The sequence below is a fragment of the Gilvimarinus sp. 2_MG-2023 genome, assembly GCF_030547685.1.
Taxonomy (GTDB): Bacteria; Pseudomonadota; Gammaproteobacteria; order Pseudomonadales; family Cellvibrionaceae; genus Gilvimarinus.
Genome location: NZ_JAUOQM010000021.1, coordinates 86,400 through 106,063, shown reverse-complemented (window position 1 = coordinate 106,063; position 19,664 = coordinate 86,400). Strand labels below are relative to the sequence as shown.

Genomic DNA, 19,664 nt, shown 5'->3' with positions numbered 1-19,664 from the left:
TATCAGTTCTTTACACTTTATAGCCTTTCCGCTCGTTCAGAGCAAATGCAGCTGACAATTCTCTATTCTACGCCAAGATTCCAACCAAACTGCTTTTCTGACGAGTTGTTTTTCGGTACAGTTGAAGTTGATCGCTTGATAAAGTACCAAAATCATTGCTTTACCGTACTTCCAAGAATAAAACCTTATCGTAAAAGTGAAGCCAAGTATGCAAACGAATCGAAAAAACTCTCTCTGGCCAGCCTACCTAATGACTTTATTGGTAAGCCTACTGCTTATCGGCAAAGCTCATGCAGAGCCCCTGTTAAACGGTATGGCGATACACCAAGAACTAGGTAAAGACCGGTTTATCGGGGCTATCTATAGCGAGCGCTTGACCGAAGCCGCCGACTTACTGGTAGCTTCAAATATGCCGATGCGGCTGGAGATGAAAATCACCGCCGACCGAGGCATGGCTGCCCGACGTTTTAGCCGCATGTGGATTGAAGGCATGGCCATTAATATTCGCTCTAGCGCTCTGACCGAGCAGGCGGACAACATGGTCGCATTTACCCAAATGTTTCAAGATCGCCTGCTGGAAAATGATCACATTGTCATGGCCCTTGCCCCAGGGGAGGGAACATCCATTAGCGTTAACGGTGTAGAACTGGGAAGAATCGAAAGCGACGCATTTTTTGGCTTACTCGCGAGTGCCTGGGTGGGCCGAGTGCCCCTATCATCTACCTTTCGCGACCAGCTGTTAAAAGCAGGTGAAGTCAGCGGTGCACTGCAAAGCCGGTATAGCAACATTCAACCCAATGAGGAGCGTCGCCAAGAGGTTGCAGCATGGATTGCTCCACCGCCGCCCCCTGAGCCGGCACCAGAGCCTGCTGTTGCGCCTGAGCCAGAACCTGTTGTTGCCCCAGCTCCTGAGCCAACAATTGCCGCCACCCCCATTAAGCCGCCCAAGCTGGAGTTAGCCGGCCCCAGCTCAGTTGAGGACACCACTGATACAGTCGCCACGAACGATATCGCGACCAGCGAGCCCTCTGAGCCAGCACCGGACAGCGAGGTGGTCGAAGACAGCACTCCCGAGCCACCGATTCCTGCCAAGACTGAGCAGATTGCTGCATCATCCAGCAGTGAGGCCAGTGAAATGGTCGACGAGACCGACGAAGACTTTGTACCGGCCTTTACCGCGGAGTCGATACTAGCCAACCAACGTTACTTCTCCAAACTGGTCATCAAAGTTCAGCGAGAAATTGAATATCCACAAAGAGCTCTGGCTCGTGGCTATCAAGGGTTTATCCGTATTGCGGTTCGCATCAACCGCAATGGCGATTTGTTGAGCACTGATCTGTTAGAAGAAGCCGATCACTCTGTTTTGAATAATGAAGCCCTAGACGCCGTCGCGGATGCCGCCCCTTTTGCCGAGATCCCGGAAGTCATCAGTGGCCAGTTTCACGAGTTCACCATTCCCATTACTTTCGCTTTGCAATAACAACTGAATGGGTGCAGTGCCGTCTAAACGGCACTGCACCTAACGCAATGATTAGCACAAACTGTTCAAATGGCTCTCAATTACCTTGCGAATTCCAGTTTGCTCCAACACAGAGTGAGACTCTAAGCGCTCTAGATGGATAAAATGCAAATGCAGGCACGGTGTGGTCGCATCCATCTCACGTAAATCACCCTTCATTAGTACGGGTAAAAATGACTTTCCTTCGGGCAGTCGCTGCTCCACCATTCGCAATCCTACTCGCAATGGCACCTTTCGGTATGCTTTAGTACCGCGCTTAAGTGGCAGGGTAAGCTGTAACGCACCCGCACTATCAGGCACAATATGCAACCCGCTAGCAGTTACAGAACGGGTTGGAATACCATTATAGGTGTCGTGCGGGGCATAGGGGTTGGGAAGAATCACAAGCTTACGTGACTCTTCTTTAGGAAAGAAAATATTGTAGTTAGTGTAAAGCTGACGAACCGAACTGGAGTAGACACAAAGTTTGTTTTCAAAACCCATGACAAAACTAACCGCCTTTTGACGCTGACTGAAAGTGTCAAGATCCCACACCAGATCTTTATTATCGTTTGTCTCTTCCACACCAGCTCCCGTTCCATGTAGGGCAAATCGTCTCGTTAGTATAACGTAATATACCTAAACGCACTGACCACTGTAATCTACAAGCTTAACCCATAGCAGCCACACCACTACGGGTCGGTACAGCGTCAGTGTTCCCGCGTAGCTCGGAATCTAACATCCGGATAGCGCTCTTCTGCCAGTGACAGATTCACGCGTGTTGGGGCTAAATAAGTTAGGTGGCCGCCGCCATCAATGGATAGGTTATCCTCACACTTGTTTTTAAACTGCTCCATTTTCTTGGCGTCATCACACTCAACCCAACGAGCTGTGGCCACATTAACGGGTTCGTAAATGGCCTCGACCTTGTACTCATCTTTAAGTCGGTAGGCAACCACTTCAAATTGCAGCACCCCAACCGCACCCACCACGATATCGTTATTATTCAGCGGAAAGAAAACCTGGGTGGACCCCTCCTCAGACAATTGTTGTAAACCTTTTTGCAACGCTTTGGTTTTTAGAGGATCCTTTAGACGAATACGACGAAAGAGTTCTGGTGCAAAATGGGGAATACCGGTAAATTTAAGCGCCTCACCAGCGGTAAAGGTGTCACCGATTTGGATGGTGCCGTGATTGTGCAAACCGATAATATCACCTGCTACCGCTTGCTCCACGGACTCCCGGTCACCCGCCATAAAAGTAACCGCATCGGAAACCTTCACGTCTTTGCCCAGACGAACGTGCCGCATTTTCATGCCTTTGCTATACACCCCTGAGCACACACGCATAAATGCAATACGGTCACGATGTTTCGGGTCCATATTGGCTTGTATCTTAAAGACGAATCCAGAAAACCCTTCCTCGTTAGATTCGATAAATCGCTCGTTGGTCGCGCGTCCAATAGGTTTAGGTGACCACTCAACAAATCCATCGAGCATTTCACGCACACCAAAATTACCCAATGCAGTACCAAAAAATACCGGCGTCATACGCCCTGCCAAATACTCATCCAAGTCGAACTGGTGAGTGGCACCACGCACCAGTTCGATTTCATCACAAATATCATCGTACTCGTCACCCAGCAACTGTTTCGCCTCGTCGGTCTCCAACCCCTTAACCTGCTCATCCTCAGGAATGGTATGGCCTTGACCCGAGCGGTAAACATGAAGAGTGTCGGTATAAAGATTATATACACCCTTAAAATGTGAGCCGTTACCTAGCGGCCAATTGATTGGCGCGGCAGAAATTTTCAACACATCTTCAATTTCATCCATGACCTCAATCGGGTCGCGACTATCGCGGTCCATTTTATTGATAAACGACAAAATAGGCGTGTCGCGCAGACGACACACCTCCATTAATTTAATGGTGCGATCTTCAACACCCTTCGCCCCATCAATCACCATTAATACCGAATCCACTGCGGTCAAGGTACGATATGTATCTTCCGAGAAGTCTTCGTGCCCAGGCGTATCCAGCAAGTTAACAATGCGCTCTTTATAGGGGAACTGCATCACCGACGAGGTCACCGAAATGCCCCGCTCTTGCTCCATAGTCATCCAGTCAGATTTGGCATGAGGGCCTTTTTTTCCTTTCACCGAGCCGCCCACCTGAATAGCGTTGCCGAACAACAGTAGCTTTTCAGTGATGGTGGTTTTACCTGCATCAGGGTGCGAGATAATCGCGAAAGTGCGGCGTTTGTCGATATGCTTTTGCAACGCAGTGTTAGACATATTAAGAGTTATTACCTGTTCAAAGCAGGAGCTATTATTTGTAATCTATATGACAAAAAATAGCTCCGGAAAATGTGTATTAATTATCGCAAGCCACCTAATTTCCATCAGACAATAAACACTGACAACTTGCTTTAACTATTGAAAATTTGGTTAATGCGAACCACTGAGCGCATTGACAAGAAACAAAGAATTTTTAACCAACTCAACCACCATTCATACCCTAGATATTATATTCTTGGGGAGCTGCTAAAAAGTATGGATTGAGTATATTCTCCTCCTGGTTATAAAGCAGCGGCTGATTGGAGTTCAAGTCAACCACTTTGCCACCAGCGCCCAGCAATACCGCGTGAGCAGCACCGGTGTCCCACTCACTGGTGGGGCCCAGCCGCGGATACAAATGAGCCTTCCCCTCGGCCACCAAACAAATTTTCAATGAGCTACCCATACTGGTGATACTAGGCGCTTGGAAGCGGCTAACAAACTCAACAAAAGCATCACTTTGGTGTGAGCGACTGCCCACAATGCACCAATCTGCCGTCCCACTTGGCAGCTCGGCCACTTGCATCTCGATATCATTGGGTGAACGTTTATAACTGTTTTCCACGGCCGTACCGCCGTGATAAGTCACCCCCAAGGCAGGCGCAACCACCACGCCCCACACAGGGGCGCCATTAACTATGTGGGCAATGTTTACGGTGAATTCATCATTTTTTTTAATAAATTCTTTGGTGCCGTCGAGAGGGTCCACCAACCAGTATTCGCTCCACTGCTGACGCTCGGCCCAAGTAATATCGCCGCTCTCTTCTGACAACACTGGCAGCACTTCTCCCAGCTCTTGCAAACCCTTTTCTATGAGAGTGTGAGCGGCCAAATCCGCTTCGGTTAAGGGACTTTGATCTACTTTTTGTTCGATAGCAAAATCGCGCTGGTAAACTTCCATGATTTTATCACCGGCCGCCTGGGCAATGGTGATGACTTGCTCATACTGATTCTTCTGCAAGGTTTTGCTCTCCGCTGTTATTGTGCCAACGTATTGAAAATTTGTTTAACACTATCATTGACACTCAACTTGCTGGTATCGAGTATGACCTCAGGATTTTCCGGTTGCTCGTATGGATCACTAATACCGGTAAATTGCTTAATCACACCGGCGCGCGCTTTTTTATACAAGCCTTTGGGGTCGCGCCCCTCGCATACAAATAAAGGAGTGTCCAGATAAGCCTCGATAAACTGGCCGTGATTAAACATGGAACGAACCATCTGCCGGTCACGCTTGTAAGGGGAGATGAAGGCACAAATCACCACTAAACCTGCATCCACCATCAGCTTTGCAACCTCTCCTACTCGGCGAATGTTTTCAGCGCGGTCATTTTCCGTCATGCCCAAGTCTTTATTCAGCCCGTGACGGACATTATCACCATCCAATAAATAGGATTTAATACCATTGCTATGTAAAGCTGAATCCAACGCATTGGCCACCGTGGATTTACCCGACCCAGAAAGCCCGGTTAACCAGATGCAACGGGGCATCTGCTGTAATAACTCTGCGCGCTGAGCAGCGCTTACGGTACAAGTGTGCCATACCGCATTAGATGGCAAGGTAATGTCCTTTAACTTGTAGGGGTTATCTGATTGGCTCATAGTGTCTCTCGTTGATCCTTCTTCTGATCACTCAATCTTACAATGTATTACTGGCTCATTGAATACGGGAGCGAAGCCAGAAATAGGCCCATACACCCACAATGGCATTGGTAACAGCAATGGCGATAAATATGCCCGTTAAACCCCAGATTGACTTGAGTAACAACATTAACGGCAGAAATACCAAAAGCACCCTGCTGGCGGATAACATCATGGCCGGCCAAGGTGCCCCCAAACCATTAAACGCCGCATTGACTGACATCGTCAGCCCATATAAGCCATAACTTAAAGGGACAATGGCCAAATACAAAACGGCCACTTCCAGTACTGCGCGGTGCTCACTAAACAATTCAGCCAACTGGGCGCCAAACAACCACATTAGGCCTGTTAGTAAGGCACCAAAGCCCAAACAAAAAAGCGTAATGATGGTCAAGGCTTCGTACATTCGATGGTGCTTTCCGGCTCCATCATTTTGCCCAAAAAAAGGGCCTACTACACCACTTAATGCGTAAAAGGCAATCAGCGCTAATGGCTCAATTCGCACTGCCACTCCGAGCCCTGCCACCGCATCGGTACCGAAGCTTGCCACCATAATCACCACCACACCACTGGCCAGCGGAATGATAATATTGGACGCCATGGCCGGCAGCCCTACATGAATAATCGTTCGCCAAGAGCTGGCAATAACGGCTATAGGTGCCCTTAAGGGGCCCAATAACCCAACGCGAGCTTTCAGTATATATAAAGCGAACACCAGCGTCAGTGCTCTAGTGATCAAAGTGGCCCAAGCCGCTCCGGCGATACCGAGCTCGGGGAACCCCCACAAACCAAAAATTAATAGAGGGTCAAGCGCTGCATTAAACAGAGCCGCGACACTCATTAATGTTCCCTGAATTTGACTCATGCCCATAGCACGCAGCGATGCTAGCGCCACCATGGGCACTAACAAACAAGGTGCGCTGAAATACCAGATACTCATATATTGGTGAATAAGTGGTATCAACTCAGGTGGAGCGCCCAGCAGAGTAAATAAAGGGTCAATGGTAAACCAACCTAGTGCACACACGGATACCGCAATCAACAGTGTTAGTGTCACCGCATCGGTTGCCAAGCGCTGGGCGCTGGAAGCATTACCTGCACCCAGCAGGCGGGCCACAGCCGATGAGGTGCCGGCGCCCAAGCCTATACCGATACTGGTCAGTACCATCACCACAGGGAAGGTAAAACTCATTGCCGCCAACTGGCTGTTGCCCAATTGAGCGACAAAATAGGTATCGACAACATTGAAAGACATGGTCGCCATCAATCCCCACACCATCGGCAGCGCGAGAGTACGCAGCTGGGTGGGCACATGCCCCTCGGTCATGGTGGCCTGAAGTGGCGGCATGAATGGCAACCTAATCGGATGTATGGAGCCTAACGGCGGGTGGCAAAGTATACCAGACCCGCTAGGTGGCTGCCTGTCAGCCCATAAGCTGACCAACTAGCAGCGCCAGACTCGGTTATGGTGTTTTTGCGAGCCACTAAACTCTATAATGGGCTACAACGCTGTTAATGAATACACTGCGGCCGGCGGGTCGCAGATATGACCTTGAGAAATGGCAACCATGAGCAATAAAGACAAACTGTTTATCTTTGATACCACACTGCGTGACGGCGAACAGAGCCCTGGCGCATCCATGACCCGGGAAGAGAAAATCCGCATTGCTAGAATGCTGGAAAAAATGCGCGTGGACATTATCGAAGCGGGCTTTGCCATCGCCAGCAAAGGCGACTTTGAGTCCATTCAAGCGATATCTAAGGTCGTTAAAGACAGTACTATTTGCTCCTTGGCTCGCGCCGTACCTGGGGATATTGAACGCGCCGCCGAAGCTATTCGCCCTGCTAACAGCGGCCGTATACATACGTTTATTGCCACTAGCCCTATCCATATGCAGTACAAACTGAAAATGGAGCCACCTAAGGTGCTGGAGCAAGCAGTCGCTGCAGTCAAGCAAGCACGTAACTACACCGATGACGTTGAGTTCTCACTGGAAGATGCCAGCCGCTCAGAGTTCGGCTTTATGTGCCAAATCATTGAAGCGGTAATCAATGCCGGCGCTCGTACCATCAACCTTCCCGACACCGTCGGCTATGGCGAACCGGGCGAGTACGGGGCCATGTTTGGCCGTTTAATAGAAAACATCCCCAATGCGGATAAAGCCATTTTCTCAACCCATTGTCACAACGATTTAGGGCTGGCTGTAGCCAATTCCCTATCAGCTGTGATGCACGGCGCCCGTCAGGTGGAATGCACGATCAATGGCTTAGGTGAGCGTGCAGGCAATGCAGCGCTGGAAGAGATTGTCATGGCAGTACGCACCCGACAAGATATGATGCCGGTCGAAACCGACCTCGACGCCAGTCACATCGTACCCACCTCGCGCCTAGTATCCACCATTACCGGATTTCCAGTACAGCCTAATAAAGCCATCGTTGGCGCCAATGCGTTTGCCCACGAATCCGGCATCCATCAAGACGGCGTGCTTAAGCATCGCGAAACCTACGAAATCATGCGCGCCGAGGATGTGGGTTGGAACACGAACAAACTGGTATTAGGTAAACACTCGGGTCGAGCAGCGGTGAAGGCTCGATTTGAAGCCCTCGGTATTACCTTTGAGACACCCGAAGAACTAACCGTAGCCTTCGAGCGTTTTAAAGACTTAGCCGATAAAAAACACGAAATTTTTGATGAAGACTTACAGGCCCTAGTCAGTGGTGTGGTACCCCAAGAGGCACCCGACATTTACGTGCTTGGCGACATGGAGGTAATCAGTAAAACCGGCCAACAGCCAGAAGCTCACTTATCTCTCACCATTAGTGGTGAGCAACACCAGTGCTCCGCCACCGGCAGTGGCCCTGTAGACGCCGCTTACAAAGCAATCGAAAGCGTGGCGAATAGCGGCGCGACCTTAAAACTTTATTCGGTGAATGCTATTACTCAGGGTACCGACTCACAGGGCGATGTTACCGTACGTTTGGCCAAAGACGGCCTAATCGTCAACGGCGTCGGGGCAGACACAGACATAGTCGTTGCTTCAGCCAAGGCGTATTTACACGCCTTGAATTTACTGGCCGCTCCCGAGCGCTCGCACCCGCAGCGCGAAGGCATTTAACAGAACATGGATGAGCTCGCGCGGCAAAAGTATTTAAACGCTCTAGGCATTGATGGCTATATGCCCCGTGTGCGGCTACCCCACGCGCCGCAACCTGTACTCTGCGCGATACCAGAGACACTTGTGCAGGCGTCAAGCCACACACCGGCCCAAGCATTGATGCGGCCTGAGACTGAGGCTCTTCCCGCACGCTCAACACCGAAAGAAAATGTAGAATCAGTCGGTCAGGTACTGGCCGGTATAGGGGGGAATCAAGAGCGCAAAGCAGCCCCAAAAGCGCCGCTAAAAGCATCACTTACCCCCAAGACCGCCGGCGTAAAGCCGGTGCACTTACATCTTTGGCGCGCCTCGCCGTCCTTAATGATTGTCGATCAACACGAGCCGGGAATGGCGTTCCCCAAAGAAACATTATTAACCAATATTTTACGGGCAACCCAGCAGATCTCTCAGCCACTAGCAGAGGCCGAGCGAATCCGCTGCCCCATTAATGATGACCTGGCCAGCCGTTACCGCGAAGAAGATGTGAGCGAAGAATTAAAAGCTTGGATCAATGAAGAATTAATTAAATCGCCGCAAGCCAATTTATGGATTTTTGGTCTGCGGCCTGCACAGTACTTAGCCACCCCAGAAACTAAACCCGAAGCGACGTTTAGTCAGGCGCTAGTAAGCTGTTATGGCGAAACTGAAACGACACGGCGTGCCGCGGTACTTCCCAGCCTCACCGAATTACTGCAAACCCCCGATCTGAAACGCCAAGTTTGGCAAACGTTACAAGCTCGTGAGTACAAATAAACTTGGCGCGGACGCGCTCAACACCCAGCTACCGTTGAACGGGGTATACCTGCAACTGCGGCCACTGGCAGCAGACGATATTGCCGCTGTTTTAACGATCGAACAGTCCGTCCATTCTCACCCATGGAGTCGACAGTTGTTCGAAGACTGCCTCCACTCGCGCCAACAATGCTTACTTTTGTGTGATCAGCAAACCGTCGTTGCCTATTGTGTCTTTAGTGTCGCCGCTGGTGACGCTGAGCTATTGAATATTGCTACTGCACCACAGTGGCAACGACGTGGCCTCGCTCGACTCTTGCTCAGCTATTTACTGGAACAGCTCACTTGCGTTGCCGATACACTCTACTTGGAAGTACGCCAATCAAACATCAAGGCGATTATGTTATATCAAGAGCTGGGACTTGCCGAAGTAGGCATTCGTCCTAATTATTACCCCAGTGCCAAAGGGCGGGAAGACGCCATCATTATGGCTTACACTTTACGCCTATAAGTCCTGCGACATTTCGCCGCACCCGGTTTTTTTGAGTTTTTAACGCAACTGGGGCATTCTGCCAACGATTCTCTAAAACGGTGAGCTTTGTGCATTTGCGACATTTGGTTTTTATTCGCTTTTTATTGATATTGTCATTGGTTTTGGCAAGCACCATTGCTCATTTATTTTCATCAATTCCTGTTATCCCGATCGCAGTAATCACCCTCACCCTCATCGCGGTTAACTTTGCATCGCTGCCCAGAACCTCCCCTGCACTCGAGATTCAACCAGCCGAGCTGGCCCTTCATTTGTTAATCGATATCGCCGCAGTGGCTATTTTGGCTTATTTCACGGGCGGAGTCAGCAACCCATTACTGTCTTATATTCTCGTGCCCGTTTGTATTGCCGCCAGCGTACTGCCCAGGCTCTATGCTTGGTCGCTCAGCCTATTGGCCATTGCACTTTACAGTCTTTTGTTATTTTGGCACCAACCTCTGCCTTTATTTACCCCGCACATAGATCACCATTCACACCATTTGCCCAGTATGAATATTCATATGATAGGCATGTGGTTTAACTTTGCCCTCAGCGCACTGTTAATCAGCTTTTTTATTGTTCGTATGACGGCTACCGTACGACAACACCAAGACGAGTTAAATTCACTGCGTGAAGAAGATTTGCGCAATGAACAACTAATAGCAGTTGCGACTCAAGCCGCAGGCACCGCCCATGAGTTAGGTACGCCTCTAGCAACCATTAAAGTATTATTAGGGGAAATCGCAGCCGATCCTTTATTGCCGCAACAAACCCAAGATGACATTGCTTTACTCGGTACACAGGTGAGTCAGTGCGCAAGTATTTTACAAAAATTACGTCAGCGCGCGGATATTGATCAACTCACTAACCCCTCTGCGGTACCGGCATTAAAGTACTGTCAGCAATTGCTTGATCACTGGCAATTATTAAGACCCGATGTGTCGACCCAACAAGATTTAGATAAAAACCTAGCGAGCCACTCAGTGACCTTGCACCCAACTATTGAGCAGGCCATTATTAATGTGCTAAATAACGCTGCCGATGCCAGTGAAGAAGGTATAGCGATTAAGGTGGCAATAGAAAATGAACGACTACTCTGGCGTATTATCGATGACGGCAAAGGCATAGCACCCAGCACTCGCCCCTTATTAGGAACACAGCCGATATCCACAACCAAACCCGATGGCCTAGGTATCGGTCTATTTCTAACTCATGCCAGTATTCAACGTTACGGTGGCAGTGTTAGCCTAGAGGCCGGCCCTAAGGGCGGGACTCTCACTACCATTACTTTGCCTTTAGGTGGAATATGAACAACTGCGACGCCATACTCATTATTGATGATGACATAACTTTCGGCGAAATTTTACAACGCGCCTTAATTCGACGAGGGTTTAAGACCGATGTCGCTCATAATAGCCAAGAAGCTTATACCTTAAGCGAACAGAATGATTATCAACGAGCTATTATTGATTTGAAAATTGGCGCCGAATCCGGCTTAGAATTAGTCGATGAATTATTACTGCGCAAACCATCGTTGCACATTGTTATGCTAACTGGGTATTCCAGTATTGCCACTGCCGTGCAAGCAGTAAAAAAAGGGGTGATCCAATATTTGTGTAAACCGGCCGATGCCGATGAGATTTTAGCGGCATTTACTGACACGAGAGAAACTCCCACGATTCCTGATCAACCGCCCTCGGTCGATCGCCTAGCGTGGGAGCATATACAAAGCGTTCTAGCCGCACACGATGGTAATATATCGGCTACTGCACGCGCTCTAGGCATGCACCGCCGTACATTACAACGAAAGCTGAGCAAGCGCCCGGTAAAGCACTAGTAGCAGCGGCAATCTATCAGGTATTGATAGCCCGTGCAGTAACAGCCTGTCCATCACTTAACTGTTTAAGATCTGTTAAGAAACTTTTCTGCCAGGCGTGAATATCTTGAGCTTCTAATACGCTCATCATGCGCTGCCAGCGATCTATTCGCTCATCCAATGGCATGCGTAATGCCTTCGCCAGAGATCCCGCCATACCATCCACATCGTAGGGATTAACTATAACGGCTGAGTCTAGCTCATCGGCAGCTCCCGCCAATTCCGACAAAACCAACACTCCTGGGTCTTTCGGATTTTGCGCAACCACGTATTCTTTGGCGACTAAGTTCATCCCATCTTTTAGTGGAGTCACTAAACCTACATGCGCTAGACGATACATCGCCAGAATGGTTTTACGGCGAAATCCTCGATTTAGATAACGCAAGGGCATCCAATCAAAATCAGCGTAAGTCCCAATGATATGTCCCGCCTCTCGGTCGATACGTTTGGCAAGGTCACCATAGGCCTGTACATCGCCGCGTGAGGTCGGGGATATTTGTAAATAAACCACTTGCCGCAAAAATTCTCTATTATGCCCCAGCAAACGATCGTAGGCCTGAAAGCGCCTTACCAACCCCTTGGAATAATCCAGCCGGTCTACACCAATAAGTAGTTTACGATCCCCCAAGCTTTCGTATAAACGCTGGTACTCTTGGGTAGACTCACCGTGGTCAGCGACTCCCGGTAAAGCTTGTGTCTCAACACTGATAGGATAAACGCGCGAGGTACAGTGTCTGTCACCAAATCGCAAACGATCATTCTTTAGAATTTCTCCGCCTAACCCCTGCCCCACACCCATGCAAAAGCCTAGGTGGTCGGCTTCAGTCTGGAAGCCCACCAAGTCATAGTGCAGCAAAGACTCCAATACATTCTTATAACCGGGCACTGTACGCAATAAATCAATAGATGGAAAAGGCGTGTGTAGAAAAAAACCTATCGGATTTCTTACGCCAGCTTCACGCAGTATTTTACCCAATGGAATTAAGTGATAATCATGTATCCAAATGGTATCGGTGGGAGTAATGATTTTTAACAATTCATCGGCAAATTTCTTATTAACCTGTATATAGCCACTCAAATCTCTATCGCTGTACTGCATTAATTCCGGACGCTGATGAAACAGTGGCCAGAGGACGCTGTTGGCATAACCTTTATAATATTGGTTGTATTCGGACTGCCGCATATTGACGGTAATATATTCAATATTGCCTTTTACTTCGTGCTTGGCAGCTTCATCGCGGTTGTCTACCTTACCGCTCCAGCCGAACCATACACCTCCGGCCTTTTCCATAGCAGCCATTACACCTACGGCTAAACCACCTTCTGAACCTTTGTTGGCCCCATCCGTTTTTGCCACTCGATTCGATACAACAATTAAACGACTCACAGTTCATGCTCCCATTTCTTACTAAGAATTCGAGCGCTATTGATAATGCCGACCATTGAGTATGTTTGTGGGAAGTTACCCCACAACTCACCAGTTTCAGGATCTAAATCCTCCGACATTAATCCCAAGTGATTACGCTTAGACAATAAATCTTCAAATAGAACCCTAGCTTCTTGCTCACGACCTGCCGCAGCTAGTGCATCGATATACCAAAACGAACAAATCGTAAAGGCATTTTCAGGTGTACCAAAGTCATCCTCAACCACATAGCGAAATAAATATTTACTGCCTTCGGGAATTAATTTGTTTTCAATCTCAGTAATGGTACCTATAAATCGTGGATCTTTACCGTCTATATACCCCAGCTCACAAGCTAATAACAAGCTTGCATCCATGGTGTCCCCCCCCCAGGTAGCTGTATAGGCATTCAACTCATTATTAAAACCATTGGCCTCAATAGCAGTGCTAATTTTATGGCTTGCACACTGCCAGTATTCCACTCTTTCTGGCAATTCTAATTTACGTGCTATTTTGGCCAATCGGTCAGCCGCAGCCCAGCACATCATGCTGGAAAAAGTGTGTACGTGCTTCGAGCCTCTTAACTCCCACAAGCCGGCATCGGGTTTATCATAAAAGGCATAGGCTTTATCTCCGACAGTTTCCAATAACTCAAATAATTGAACACTGCCTGGGCGTCTTATACGCTCATCAAAAAACATTTGCGTGGCGGAAAGTACGATAGCGCCGTATACATCGTGTTGAATTTGTTCGGCGGCCTGATTACCCACGCGGACCGGCCCCATTCCTCGGTAGCCAGGAAGATCATGAGCAATTCTCTCTGGCATACTTTTAGAGCCATTAATACAAAACACCGGCTGTAGGTGATCTTCATCCATTTCAGCAACTATATTTACAAGATATTGTAAATATTGCTCCATCGTTCTAGTCGTACCCAGCCGATTTAACGCATGCACGGTAAAGAAACTATCTCTTAACCAACAGAAGCGATAATCCCAGTTACGTTGGGTATCTTTGGCCTCTGGTAAAGAGGTCGTCATCGCGGCAATAATAGCCCCTGTATCTTCATAGGCACTCAGTTTTAAAGTTATGGCCGCTCTGATAACCGCGCCCTGCCATTCGAAGGGAATCGCTAGATAGCGCGACCACTCCAACCAATAAGACTCCGTTTCAGCGTAAAAACGCTCGCTTATTTCTTTAATAGGCTCCTTAATTGATTTGTCATCACCCAAAATAAGATAGTGTTCACCGTCAAGAACAAACCAGGTTTCATCCATTACCGCCGTCACCGACAAGCCGGTAGTGAGTCGTAACGCTAAATCATTGCCAACAAAACGAATGTGGTTACTGCCCTGTATGCGAGAATAGGGATACTGGCCATCACTGTATGCGGGGCGTAACCGGATGCGAATTTTAGGAGAGCCTATAGGTGCAAGTTTTCGGTTTAGCATCATGGGCCGAAACATGCGGCCATACTGAGTAAAACGCGGAACAAAGTCGGTTACCACAACCCCATTACCATGGGTATCATATAAAGTGGTTATTAGAATGGCTGTATTTTTTTCGTAATGCTGTTCACTATGGCTAAAGTCTTCTAGATCAATGGCGTAAGTACCTTGTACCGCATCCTCATCATCGGTCTTTAAAAGCGAACAAAAGACAGGGTCGCCATCAAATCGAGGTAAACACGTCCATACAATTTCAGCATATTGATCGACCAATGCCCCAATGACACAGTTACCAATTAACCCCATTTTTAGATTTCGCTTTTTCATCCACACCCTCCAGTCTATTGAGTTGTAACTTTAAAAAAGCAAGAACCTCGCCAGAATCTGTTAAATGTACCCCAGCGCACGTTTCTCCGGCTCCAACCTTGATAGAGACACCGCCATTCTGGTTCACCCAAGCAAAAGCGTCTTCATCGGTTGTATCGTCACCAATGTACACCGGCTGACGGCCGGCAAAAGGATGTGTGCTCATAAAACGTGCAACGGCAACACCCTTATCAACTCCGATTGGCTGTATTTCCCTGACACAGTTGCCTTTAATCACACGTATATCTGTCCGTTTAGTCAACTGTAGCTGATCATCAATAAAACTGTCCAAGTGTTCACGCAAATGCTCTTTACCTCGGTAATGCAAGGCAACAGCATGCCCCTTATCTTCAACGATTAAGCCAGCATTTGTTGCGTAATCTATTAACTTGGCTTTGATATGTGCAAACTCAGTTAGATCTAGTTTATGAGACATAACAGGCCCGTCCCCGAAGCGCCACTCGGCACCATGACTACCCGCCATCGTCAAGGGTAAGACGATTAAGCCTGCCAGTGATTCGATCGCCCGCCCAGACACCAGAGCCAAAGCACCATTAAGTTGCACAGCTAAGGTACCCAAAATCTGAGTTAATTCCTCAGAGACAAATACACCATCTGGGGTAGGCGCAAAATCCACTAGGGTGCCATCAAAATCCAGGAACAAAGCGATATTTTGGGTTTGGTCAATTTGCATAAACATTACTACCTGAGTACCACTATGGATTACTGACTATATCAAGGTGCGAAACTCTATGAAATGGGCGATACGAATCTGGAGACAGGGTAATTTAGAAAAATACGGAAATGGGTATCTTAAGATTAGTTGCCGAGGGAACAGTTGGAATATAGCTATCAAGTGATCTTATGTGACAACAATTTAAAACGAAGTAACTGTTATCCCCAAAATAAAAATCTTTTTAATCACGCTCAGCTAAACACTCATACCCACCCATTTCAAACTCGCGACAGATCAAAGGGCGGTTTTCATAGATTGTACACAGCATTGTTTGTCGGTCTAGTGCCGCACACCAACCATCTTCTAATCTAGCCATTGTCATGCCCCCCCATTGATCCTCCTCAATATACCTTTCTGGCACGCCGGTGTCGGTGATAAGCATTACCTCCAGACGGCAGCAATTTGCACGGCAGGTTGAACAAGTTATTTTTTGCTCAGTCAGATCGACAGTATTGATATTCAATGGTACGAATTAACCTCTTCTTTGCTGGACGCTGGACGCTGGACATGATTATGGTAGGTCGTGTGCCACATTGACAGACCTTTTCTTTATCACTTTGTTGAACATTAGCTCATAAAAAGACAATGTTGTGCTGGGGAACTGACCTAGTGATGGGAAGCGTTTCTGGACAGACGGGTCCAGCGAAGCTTTCTGTAAGGTAGAGCGCTAGGACACGCGCTATATCCGCTCCGCCAAAGGGGTGGGCACAGGGGCAAAGAGGCCGTAAATAGCGCGAAGCAGCAAAGAAAGCAGCCTGGGCTGTGACCCGATTCGCTCCCCACAAAGTAAAACGCCCAATCGATTGCTCGATTGGGCGTTTTGGTATTAAAGCTTGACGATGACCTACTCTCACATGGGGAATCCCCACACTACCATCGGCGCTGAGTCGTTTCACTGCTGAGTTCGGAATGGAATCAGGTGGTTCCAACTCGCTATGATCGTCAAGCAAACAGGTTTGGGTTGTTTTTCGTCTTACCTCTTTGCAGAGTGCGTACTCACAACACCAAATAGGGCGATGAACAAAGTTGTTATCTCCACGGATGGAGTGTATGCCGAAGATTGTCAGGAACAATCTCGGTAATTGCTGAGGACACTGTGTATGTCTCACTCAAGTCCGTCGATTAATCACGTAAAACGTATCAATCAGTCGTTTCTGTTATATGGTCAAGCCTCACGGGCAATTAGTACTGGTTAGCTCAACGCCTCACAACGCTTCCACACCCAGCCTATCAACGTAGTAGTCTTCTACGGCCCTTCAGGGGACTCAAGGTCCCAGGGAAAGCTTATCTTGAAGGAGGCTTCCCGCTTAGATGCTTTCAGCGGTTATCCCGTCCGAACGTAGCTACCCGGCAATGCTATTGGCATAACAACCGGAACACCAGAGGTTCGTCCACTCCGGTCCTCTCGTACTAGGAGCAGCTCTTCTCAACTTTCCAACGCCCACGGCAGATAGGGACCGAACTGTCTCACGACGTTCTAAACCCAGCTCGCGTACCACTTTAAATGGCGAACAGCCATACCCTTGGGACCGGCTTCAGCCCCAGGATGTGATGAGCCGACATCGAGGTGCCAAACACCGCCGTCGATGTGAACTCTTGGGCGGTATCAGCCTGTTATCCCCGGAGTACCTTTTATCCGTTGAGCGATGGCCCTTCCATACAGAACCACCGGATCACTATGACCTACTTTCGTACCTGCTCGTCGTGTCAGACTCGCAGTCAAGCTGGCTTGTGCCATTACACTAACCTCATGATTTCCGACCATGATTAGCCAACCTTCGTGCTCCTCCGTTACTCTTTGGGAGGAGACCGCCCCAGTCAAACTACCCACCATACACTGTCCTCGATCCGGATAACGGACCTGAGTTAGAACCCCAAACATACCAGGGTGGTATTTCAAGGGCAGCTCCACCACATCTAGCGACATGGTTTCAAAGCCTCCCACCTATCCTACACAAATAGGTTCAGAGTTCAGTGTAAAGCTATAGTAAAGGTTCACGGGGTCTTTCCGTCTAGCCGCGGGAACACTGCATCTTAACAGCGATTTCAATTTCACTGAGTCTTGGGTGGAGACAGCGTGGCCATCGTTACGCCATTCGTGCAGGTCGGAACTTACCCGACAAGGAATTTCGCTACCTTAGGACCGTTATAGTTACGGCCGCCGTTTACCGGGGCTTCGATCAAGAGCTTCGCCGAAGCTAACCCCATCAATTAACCTTCCGGCACCGGGCAGGCGTCATACCCTATACGTCCACTTACGTGTTTGCAGAGTACTATGTTTTTAATAAACAGTCGCAGCCACCTGGTCACTTCGACCGGGCCCAGCTTAGGGAGCAAGTCCCATCACCAGATCCGGCGTACCTTCTCCCGAAGTTACGGTACCATTTTGCCTAGTTCCTTCACCCAAGTTCTCTCAAGCGCCTTGGTATTCTCTACCTGATCACCTGTGTCGGTTTACAGTACGGTTCGTTATTACCTGAAGCTTAGAAGCTTTTCCTGGAAGCATGGCATCAACCACTTCGTCTCGCAATGAGACTCGTCATCAGTTCTCAGCCTTAAGAGCCCGGATTTACCTAAGCTCTCAGCCTACAACCTTAAACACGGACAACCAACGCCGTGCTGGCCTAGCCTACTCCGTCCCTCCATCGCAGTAATAACAAGTACGGGAATGTTAACCCGTTTCCCATCGACTACGCATTTCTGCCTCGCCTTAGGGGCCGACTAACCCTATTCCGATTAACGTTGAATAGGAAACCTTGATCTTCCGGCGAGGGGGTTTTTCACCCCCTTTATCGTTACTCATGTCAGCATTCGCACTTCTGATACCTCCAGCAAGCTTCTCAACTCACCTTCAACGGCTTACAGAACGCTCCCCTACCATGCTCGAAAGCATCCGCAGCTTCGGTTGCTAGTTTTAGCCCCGTTACATCTTCCGCGCAGGCCGACTCGACTAGTGAGCTATTACGCTTTCTTTAAAGGGTGGCTGCTTCTAAGCCAACCTCCTAGCTGTCTGAGCCTTCCCACATCGTTTCCCACTTAACTAACATTTGGGACCTTAGCTGGCGGTCTGGGTTGTTGCCCTCTTGACTACGGACGTTAGCACCCGCAGTCTGTCTGCCATGATTGCACTCCACGGTATTCGGAGTTTGCATGGGGTTGGTAAGTCGGGATGACCCCCTAGCCCAAACAGTGCTCTACCCCCGTGGGTGAGACATGACGCACTACCTAAATAGTTTTCGGGGAGAACCAGCTATCTCCCGGCTTGATTAGCCTTTCACTCCGATCCACAAGTCATCTCCTAACTTTTCAACGTTAGTGAGTTCGGTCCTCCAGTCAGTGTTACCTAACCTTCAACCTGCCCATGGATAGATCGCCGGGTTTCGGGTCTAATGCATGCGACTGGACGCCCTATTAAGACTCGGTTTCCCTACGGCTCCCCTAAACGGTTAACCTTGCCACATACATTAAGTCGCTGACCCATTATACAAAAGGTACGCAGTCACAGAACAAGTCTGCTCCTACTGCTTGTACGCACACGGTTTCAGGATCTATTTCACTCCCCTCACAGGGGTTCTTTTCGCCTTTCCCTCACGGTACTGGTTCACTATCGGTCAGCTGGGAGTATTTAGCCTTGGAGGATGGTCCCCCCATGTTCAGTCAAGATAACACGTGTCCCGACCTACTCGATTTCACAACAATTGCCTTTTCGTGTACGGGGCTATCACCCTGTATCGCCCAACTTTCCAGAAGGTTCCACTAAGACAAAAGTTGCTTAAGGGCTAATCCGCGTTCGCTCGCCGCTACTAACGGAATCTCGGTTGATTTCTTTTCCTCCGGGTACTTAGATGTTTCAGTTCCCCGGGTTCGCCTCCTTAACCTATGTATTCAGTTAAGGATACCTAACTTATGCTAGGTGGGTTTCCCCATTCGGACATGTACGGA

The 19,664-nt window shown here is 48.7% G+C and carries 15 protein-coding genes and 2 rRNA genes (1 of these 17 only partly in view); 6 read left to right on the top strand and 11 right to left on the bottom strand.

Translation table 11 applies throughout. The annotated features are described in order from the left end of the window. Window positions 1–208: 208 nt before the first annotated feature. Entirely contained in the window at window positions 209–1,480 is a 1,272-nt protein-coding gene (locus Q4526_RS04965) for a TonB family protein (RefSeq protein WP_215975789.1), read from the top strand. A 51-nt stretch (window positions 1,481–1,531) separates the two neighbouring features. Here the strand turns inward: Q4526_RS04965 and Q4526_RS04960 are convergent, their stop codons facing one another. The 5 genes from Q4526_RS04960 to Q4526_RS04940 form a co-directional block, all read right to left on the bottom strand. Then, the gene (locus tag Q4526_RS04960) at window positions 1,532–2,083 is read right to left on the bottom strand and encodes a hypothetical protein (protein WP_215975788.1); all 552 of its coding nucleotides are present in this window, start codon (window positions 2,081–2,083) and stop codon (window positions 1,532–1,534) included. Window positions 2,084–2,208: 125 nt separating this feature from the next. Next, window positions 2,209–3,792 (bottom strand): peptide chain release factor 3, encoded by a 1,584-nt coding sequence (prfC, locus tag Q4526_RS04955; protein WP_215975787.1) that lies wholly within the window; start codon window positions 3,790–3,792, stop codon window positions 2,209–2,211. Window positions 3,793–4,015: 223 nt separating this feature from the next. Beyond that, window positions 4,016–4,795, bottom strand: coding sequence for a 3'(2'),5'-bisphosphate nucleotidase CysQ (gene cysQ, locus Q4526_RS04950; RefSeq protein ID WP_303609540.1), 780 nt, complete (start codon window positions 4,793–4,795; stop codon window positions 4,016–4,018). A 17-nt stretch (window positions 4,796–4,812) separates the two neighbouring features. Further along, window positions 4,813–5,436 carry an adenylyl-sulfate kinase gene (gene cysC / locus Q4526_RS04945; protein ID WP_215975786.1) on the bottom strand — a complete coding sequence of 208 codons (624 nt, stop codon included), beginning with the start codon at window positions 5,434–5,436 and terminating at the stop codon, window positions 4,813–4,815. A gap of 55 nt (window positions 5,437–5,491) precedes the next feature. Further along, window positions 5,492–6,823 carry an MATE family efflux transporter gene (locus Q4526_RS04940; RefSeq protein ID WP_215975785.1) on the bottom strand — a complete coding sequence of 444 codons (1,332 nt, stop codon included), beginning with the start codon at window positions 6,821–6,823 and terminating at the stop codon, window positions 5,492–5,494. A gap of 220 nt (window positions 6,824–7,043) precedes the next feature. Between Q4526_RS04940 and Q4526_RS04935 the strand changes: the two genes are divergently transcribed. From Q4526_RS04935 to Q4526_RS04915, 5 genes are all read left to right on the top strand, one after another. Continuing rightward, window positions 7,044–8,591 carry a 2-isopropylmalate synthase gene (locus Q4526_RS04935; RefSeq protein WP_215975784.1) on the top strand — a complete coding sequence of 516 codons (1,548 nt, stop codon included), beginning with the start codon at window positions 7,044–7,046 and terminating at the stop codon, window positions 8,589–8,591. 6 nt (window positions 8,592–8,597) lie between these two features. Continuing rightward, a complete protein-coding gene (locus Q4526_RS04930) occupies window positions 8,598–9,383 on the top strand; it encodes a hypothetical protein (RefSeq protein WP_215975783.1) in 786 nt (261 codons plus the stop codon). After that, a complete protein-coding gene (gene rimI, locus Q4526_RS04925) occupies window positions 9,370–9,873 on the top strand; it encodes a ribosomal protein S18-alanine N-acetyltransferase (RefSeq protein ID WP_303609539.1) in 504 nt (167 codons plus the stop codon). The genes Q4526_RS04930 and rimI overlap by 14 nt, the downstream gene beginning before the upstream one ends. An 89-nt stretch (window positions 9,874–9,962) precedes the next feature. Continuing rightward, entirely contained in the window at window positions 9,963–11,201 is a 1,239-nt protein-coding gene (locus Q4526_RS04920) for an ATP-binding protein (RefSeq protein WP_215975782.1), read from the top strand. Continuing rightward, entirely contained in the window at window positions 11,198–11,728 is a 531-nt protein-coding gene (locus tag Q4526_RS04915) for a response regulator transcription factor (RefSeq protein ID WP_215975781.1), read from the top strand. The genes Q4526_RS04920 and Q4526_RS04915 overlap by 4 nt, the downstream gene beginning before the upstream one ends. A gap of 16 nt (window positions 11,729–11,744) precedes the next feature. On the opposite strand, the gene Q4526_RS04910 is transcribed toward Q4526_RS04915, so the two are convergent. The 6 genes from Q4526_RS04910 to Q4526_RS04885 all read right to left on the bottom strand — a co-directional run. Further along, window positions 11,745–13,154 carry a trehalose-6-phosphate synthase gene (locus Q4526_RS04910; RefSeq protein ID WP_215975780.1) on the bottom strand — a complete coding sequence of 470 codons (1,410 nt, stop codon included), beginning with the start codon at window positions 13,152–13,154 and terminating at the stop codon, window positions 11,745–11,747. After that, entirely contained in the window at window positions 13,151–14,947 is a 1,797-nt protein-coding gene (locus Q4526_RS04905; protein ID WP_215975779.1) for a glycoside hydrolase family 15 protein, read from the bottom strand. The genes Q4526_RS04910 and Q4526_RS04905 overlap by 4 nt, the downstream gene beginning before the upstream one ends. Beyond that, a complete protein-coding gene (gene otsB / locus Q4526_RS04900; RefSeq protein ID WP_215975778.1) occupies window positions 14,910–15,680 on the bottom strand; it encodes a trehalose-phosphatase in 771 nt (256 codons plus the stop codon). Before otsB ends, Q4526_RS04905 begins: the two co-directional genes overlap by 38 nt. Before the next feature lie 223 nt (window positions 15,681–15,903). After that, on the bottom strand, window positions 15,904–16,185 hold the full coding sequence (locus Q4526_RS04895) for a YkgJ family cysteine cluster protein (protein WP_215975777.1): 282 nt from the start codon (window positions 16,183–16,185) through the stop codon (window positions 15,904–15,906). 368 nt (window positions 16,186–16,553) lie between these two features. Next, window positions 16,554–16,669 (bottom strand): 5S ribosomal RNA (gene rrf, locus Q4526_RS04890). Between the two features lie 214 nt (window positions 16,670–16,883). Next, a 23S ribosomal RNA gene (locus Q4526_RS04885) occupies window positions 16,884–19,664 on the bottom strand; it runs 103 nt beyond the window's last position.

What these genes read in the sequence shown, in the direction of transcription:
- Q4526_RS04965 (WP_215975789.1), top strand. Translation starts at nt 209, where the DNA reads ATGCAAACGAATCGAAAAAACTCTCTCTGGCCAGCCTACCTAATGACT.
- prfC (WP_215975787.1), bottom strand. Translation starts at nt 3,792, where the DNA reads ATGTCTAACACTGCGTTGCAAAAGCATATCGACAAACGCCGCACTTTC.
- cysC (WP_215975786.1), bottom strand. Translation starts at nt 5,436, where the DNA reads ATGAGCCAATCAGATAACCCCTACAAGTTAAAGGACATTACCTTGCCA.
- Q4526_RS04940 (WP_215975785.1), bottom strand. Translation starts at nt 6,823, where the DNA reads ATGCCGCCACTTCAGGCCACCATGACCGAGGGGCATGTGCCCACCCAG.
- Q4526_RS04935 (WP_215975784.1), top strand. Translation starts at nt 7,044, where the DNA reads ATGAGCAATAAAGACAAACTGTTTATCTTTGATACCACACTGCGTGAC.
- Q4526_RS04930 (WP_215975783.1), top strand. Translation starts at nt 8,598, where the DNA reads ATGGATGAGCTCGCGCGGCAAAAGTATTTAAACGCTCTAGGCATTGAT.
- Q4526_RS04915 (WP_215975781.1), top strand. Translation starts at nt 11,198, where the DNA reads ATGAACAACTGCGACGCCATACTCATTATTGATGATGACATAACTTTC.
- Q4526_RS04905 (WP_215975779.1), bottom strand. Translation starts at nt 14,947, where the DNA reads ATGAAAAAGCGAAATCTAAAAATGGGGTTAATTGGTAACTGTGTCATT.
- otsB (WP_215975778.1), bottom strand. Translation starts at nt 15,680, where the DNA reads ATGCAAATTGACCAAACCCAAAATATCGCTTTGTTCCTGGATTTTGAT.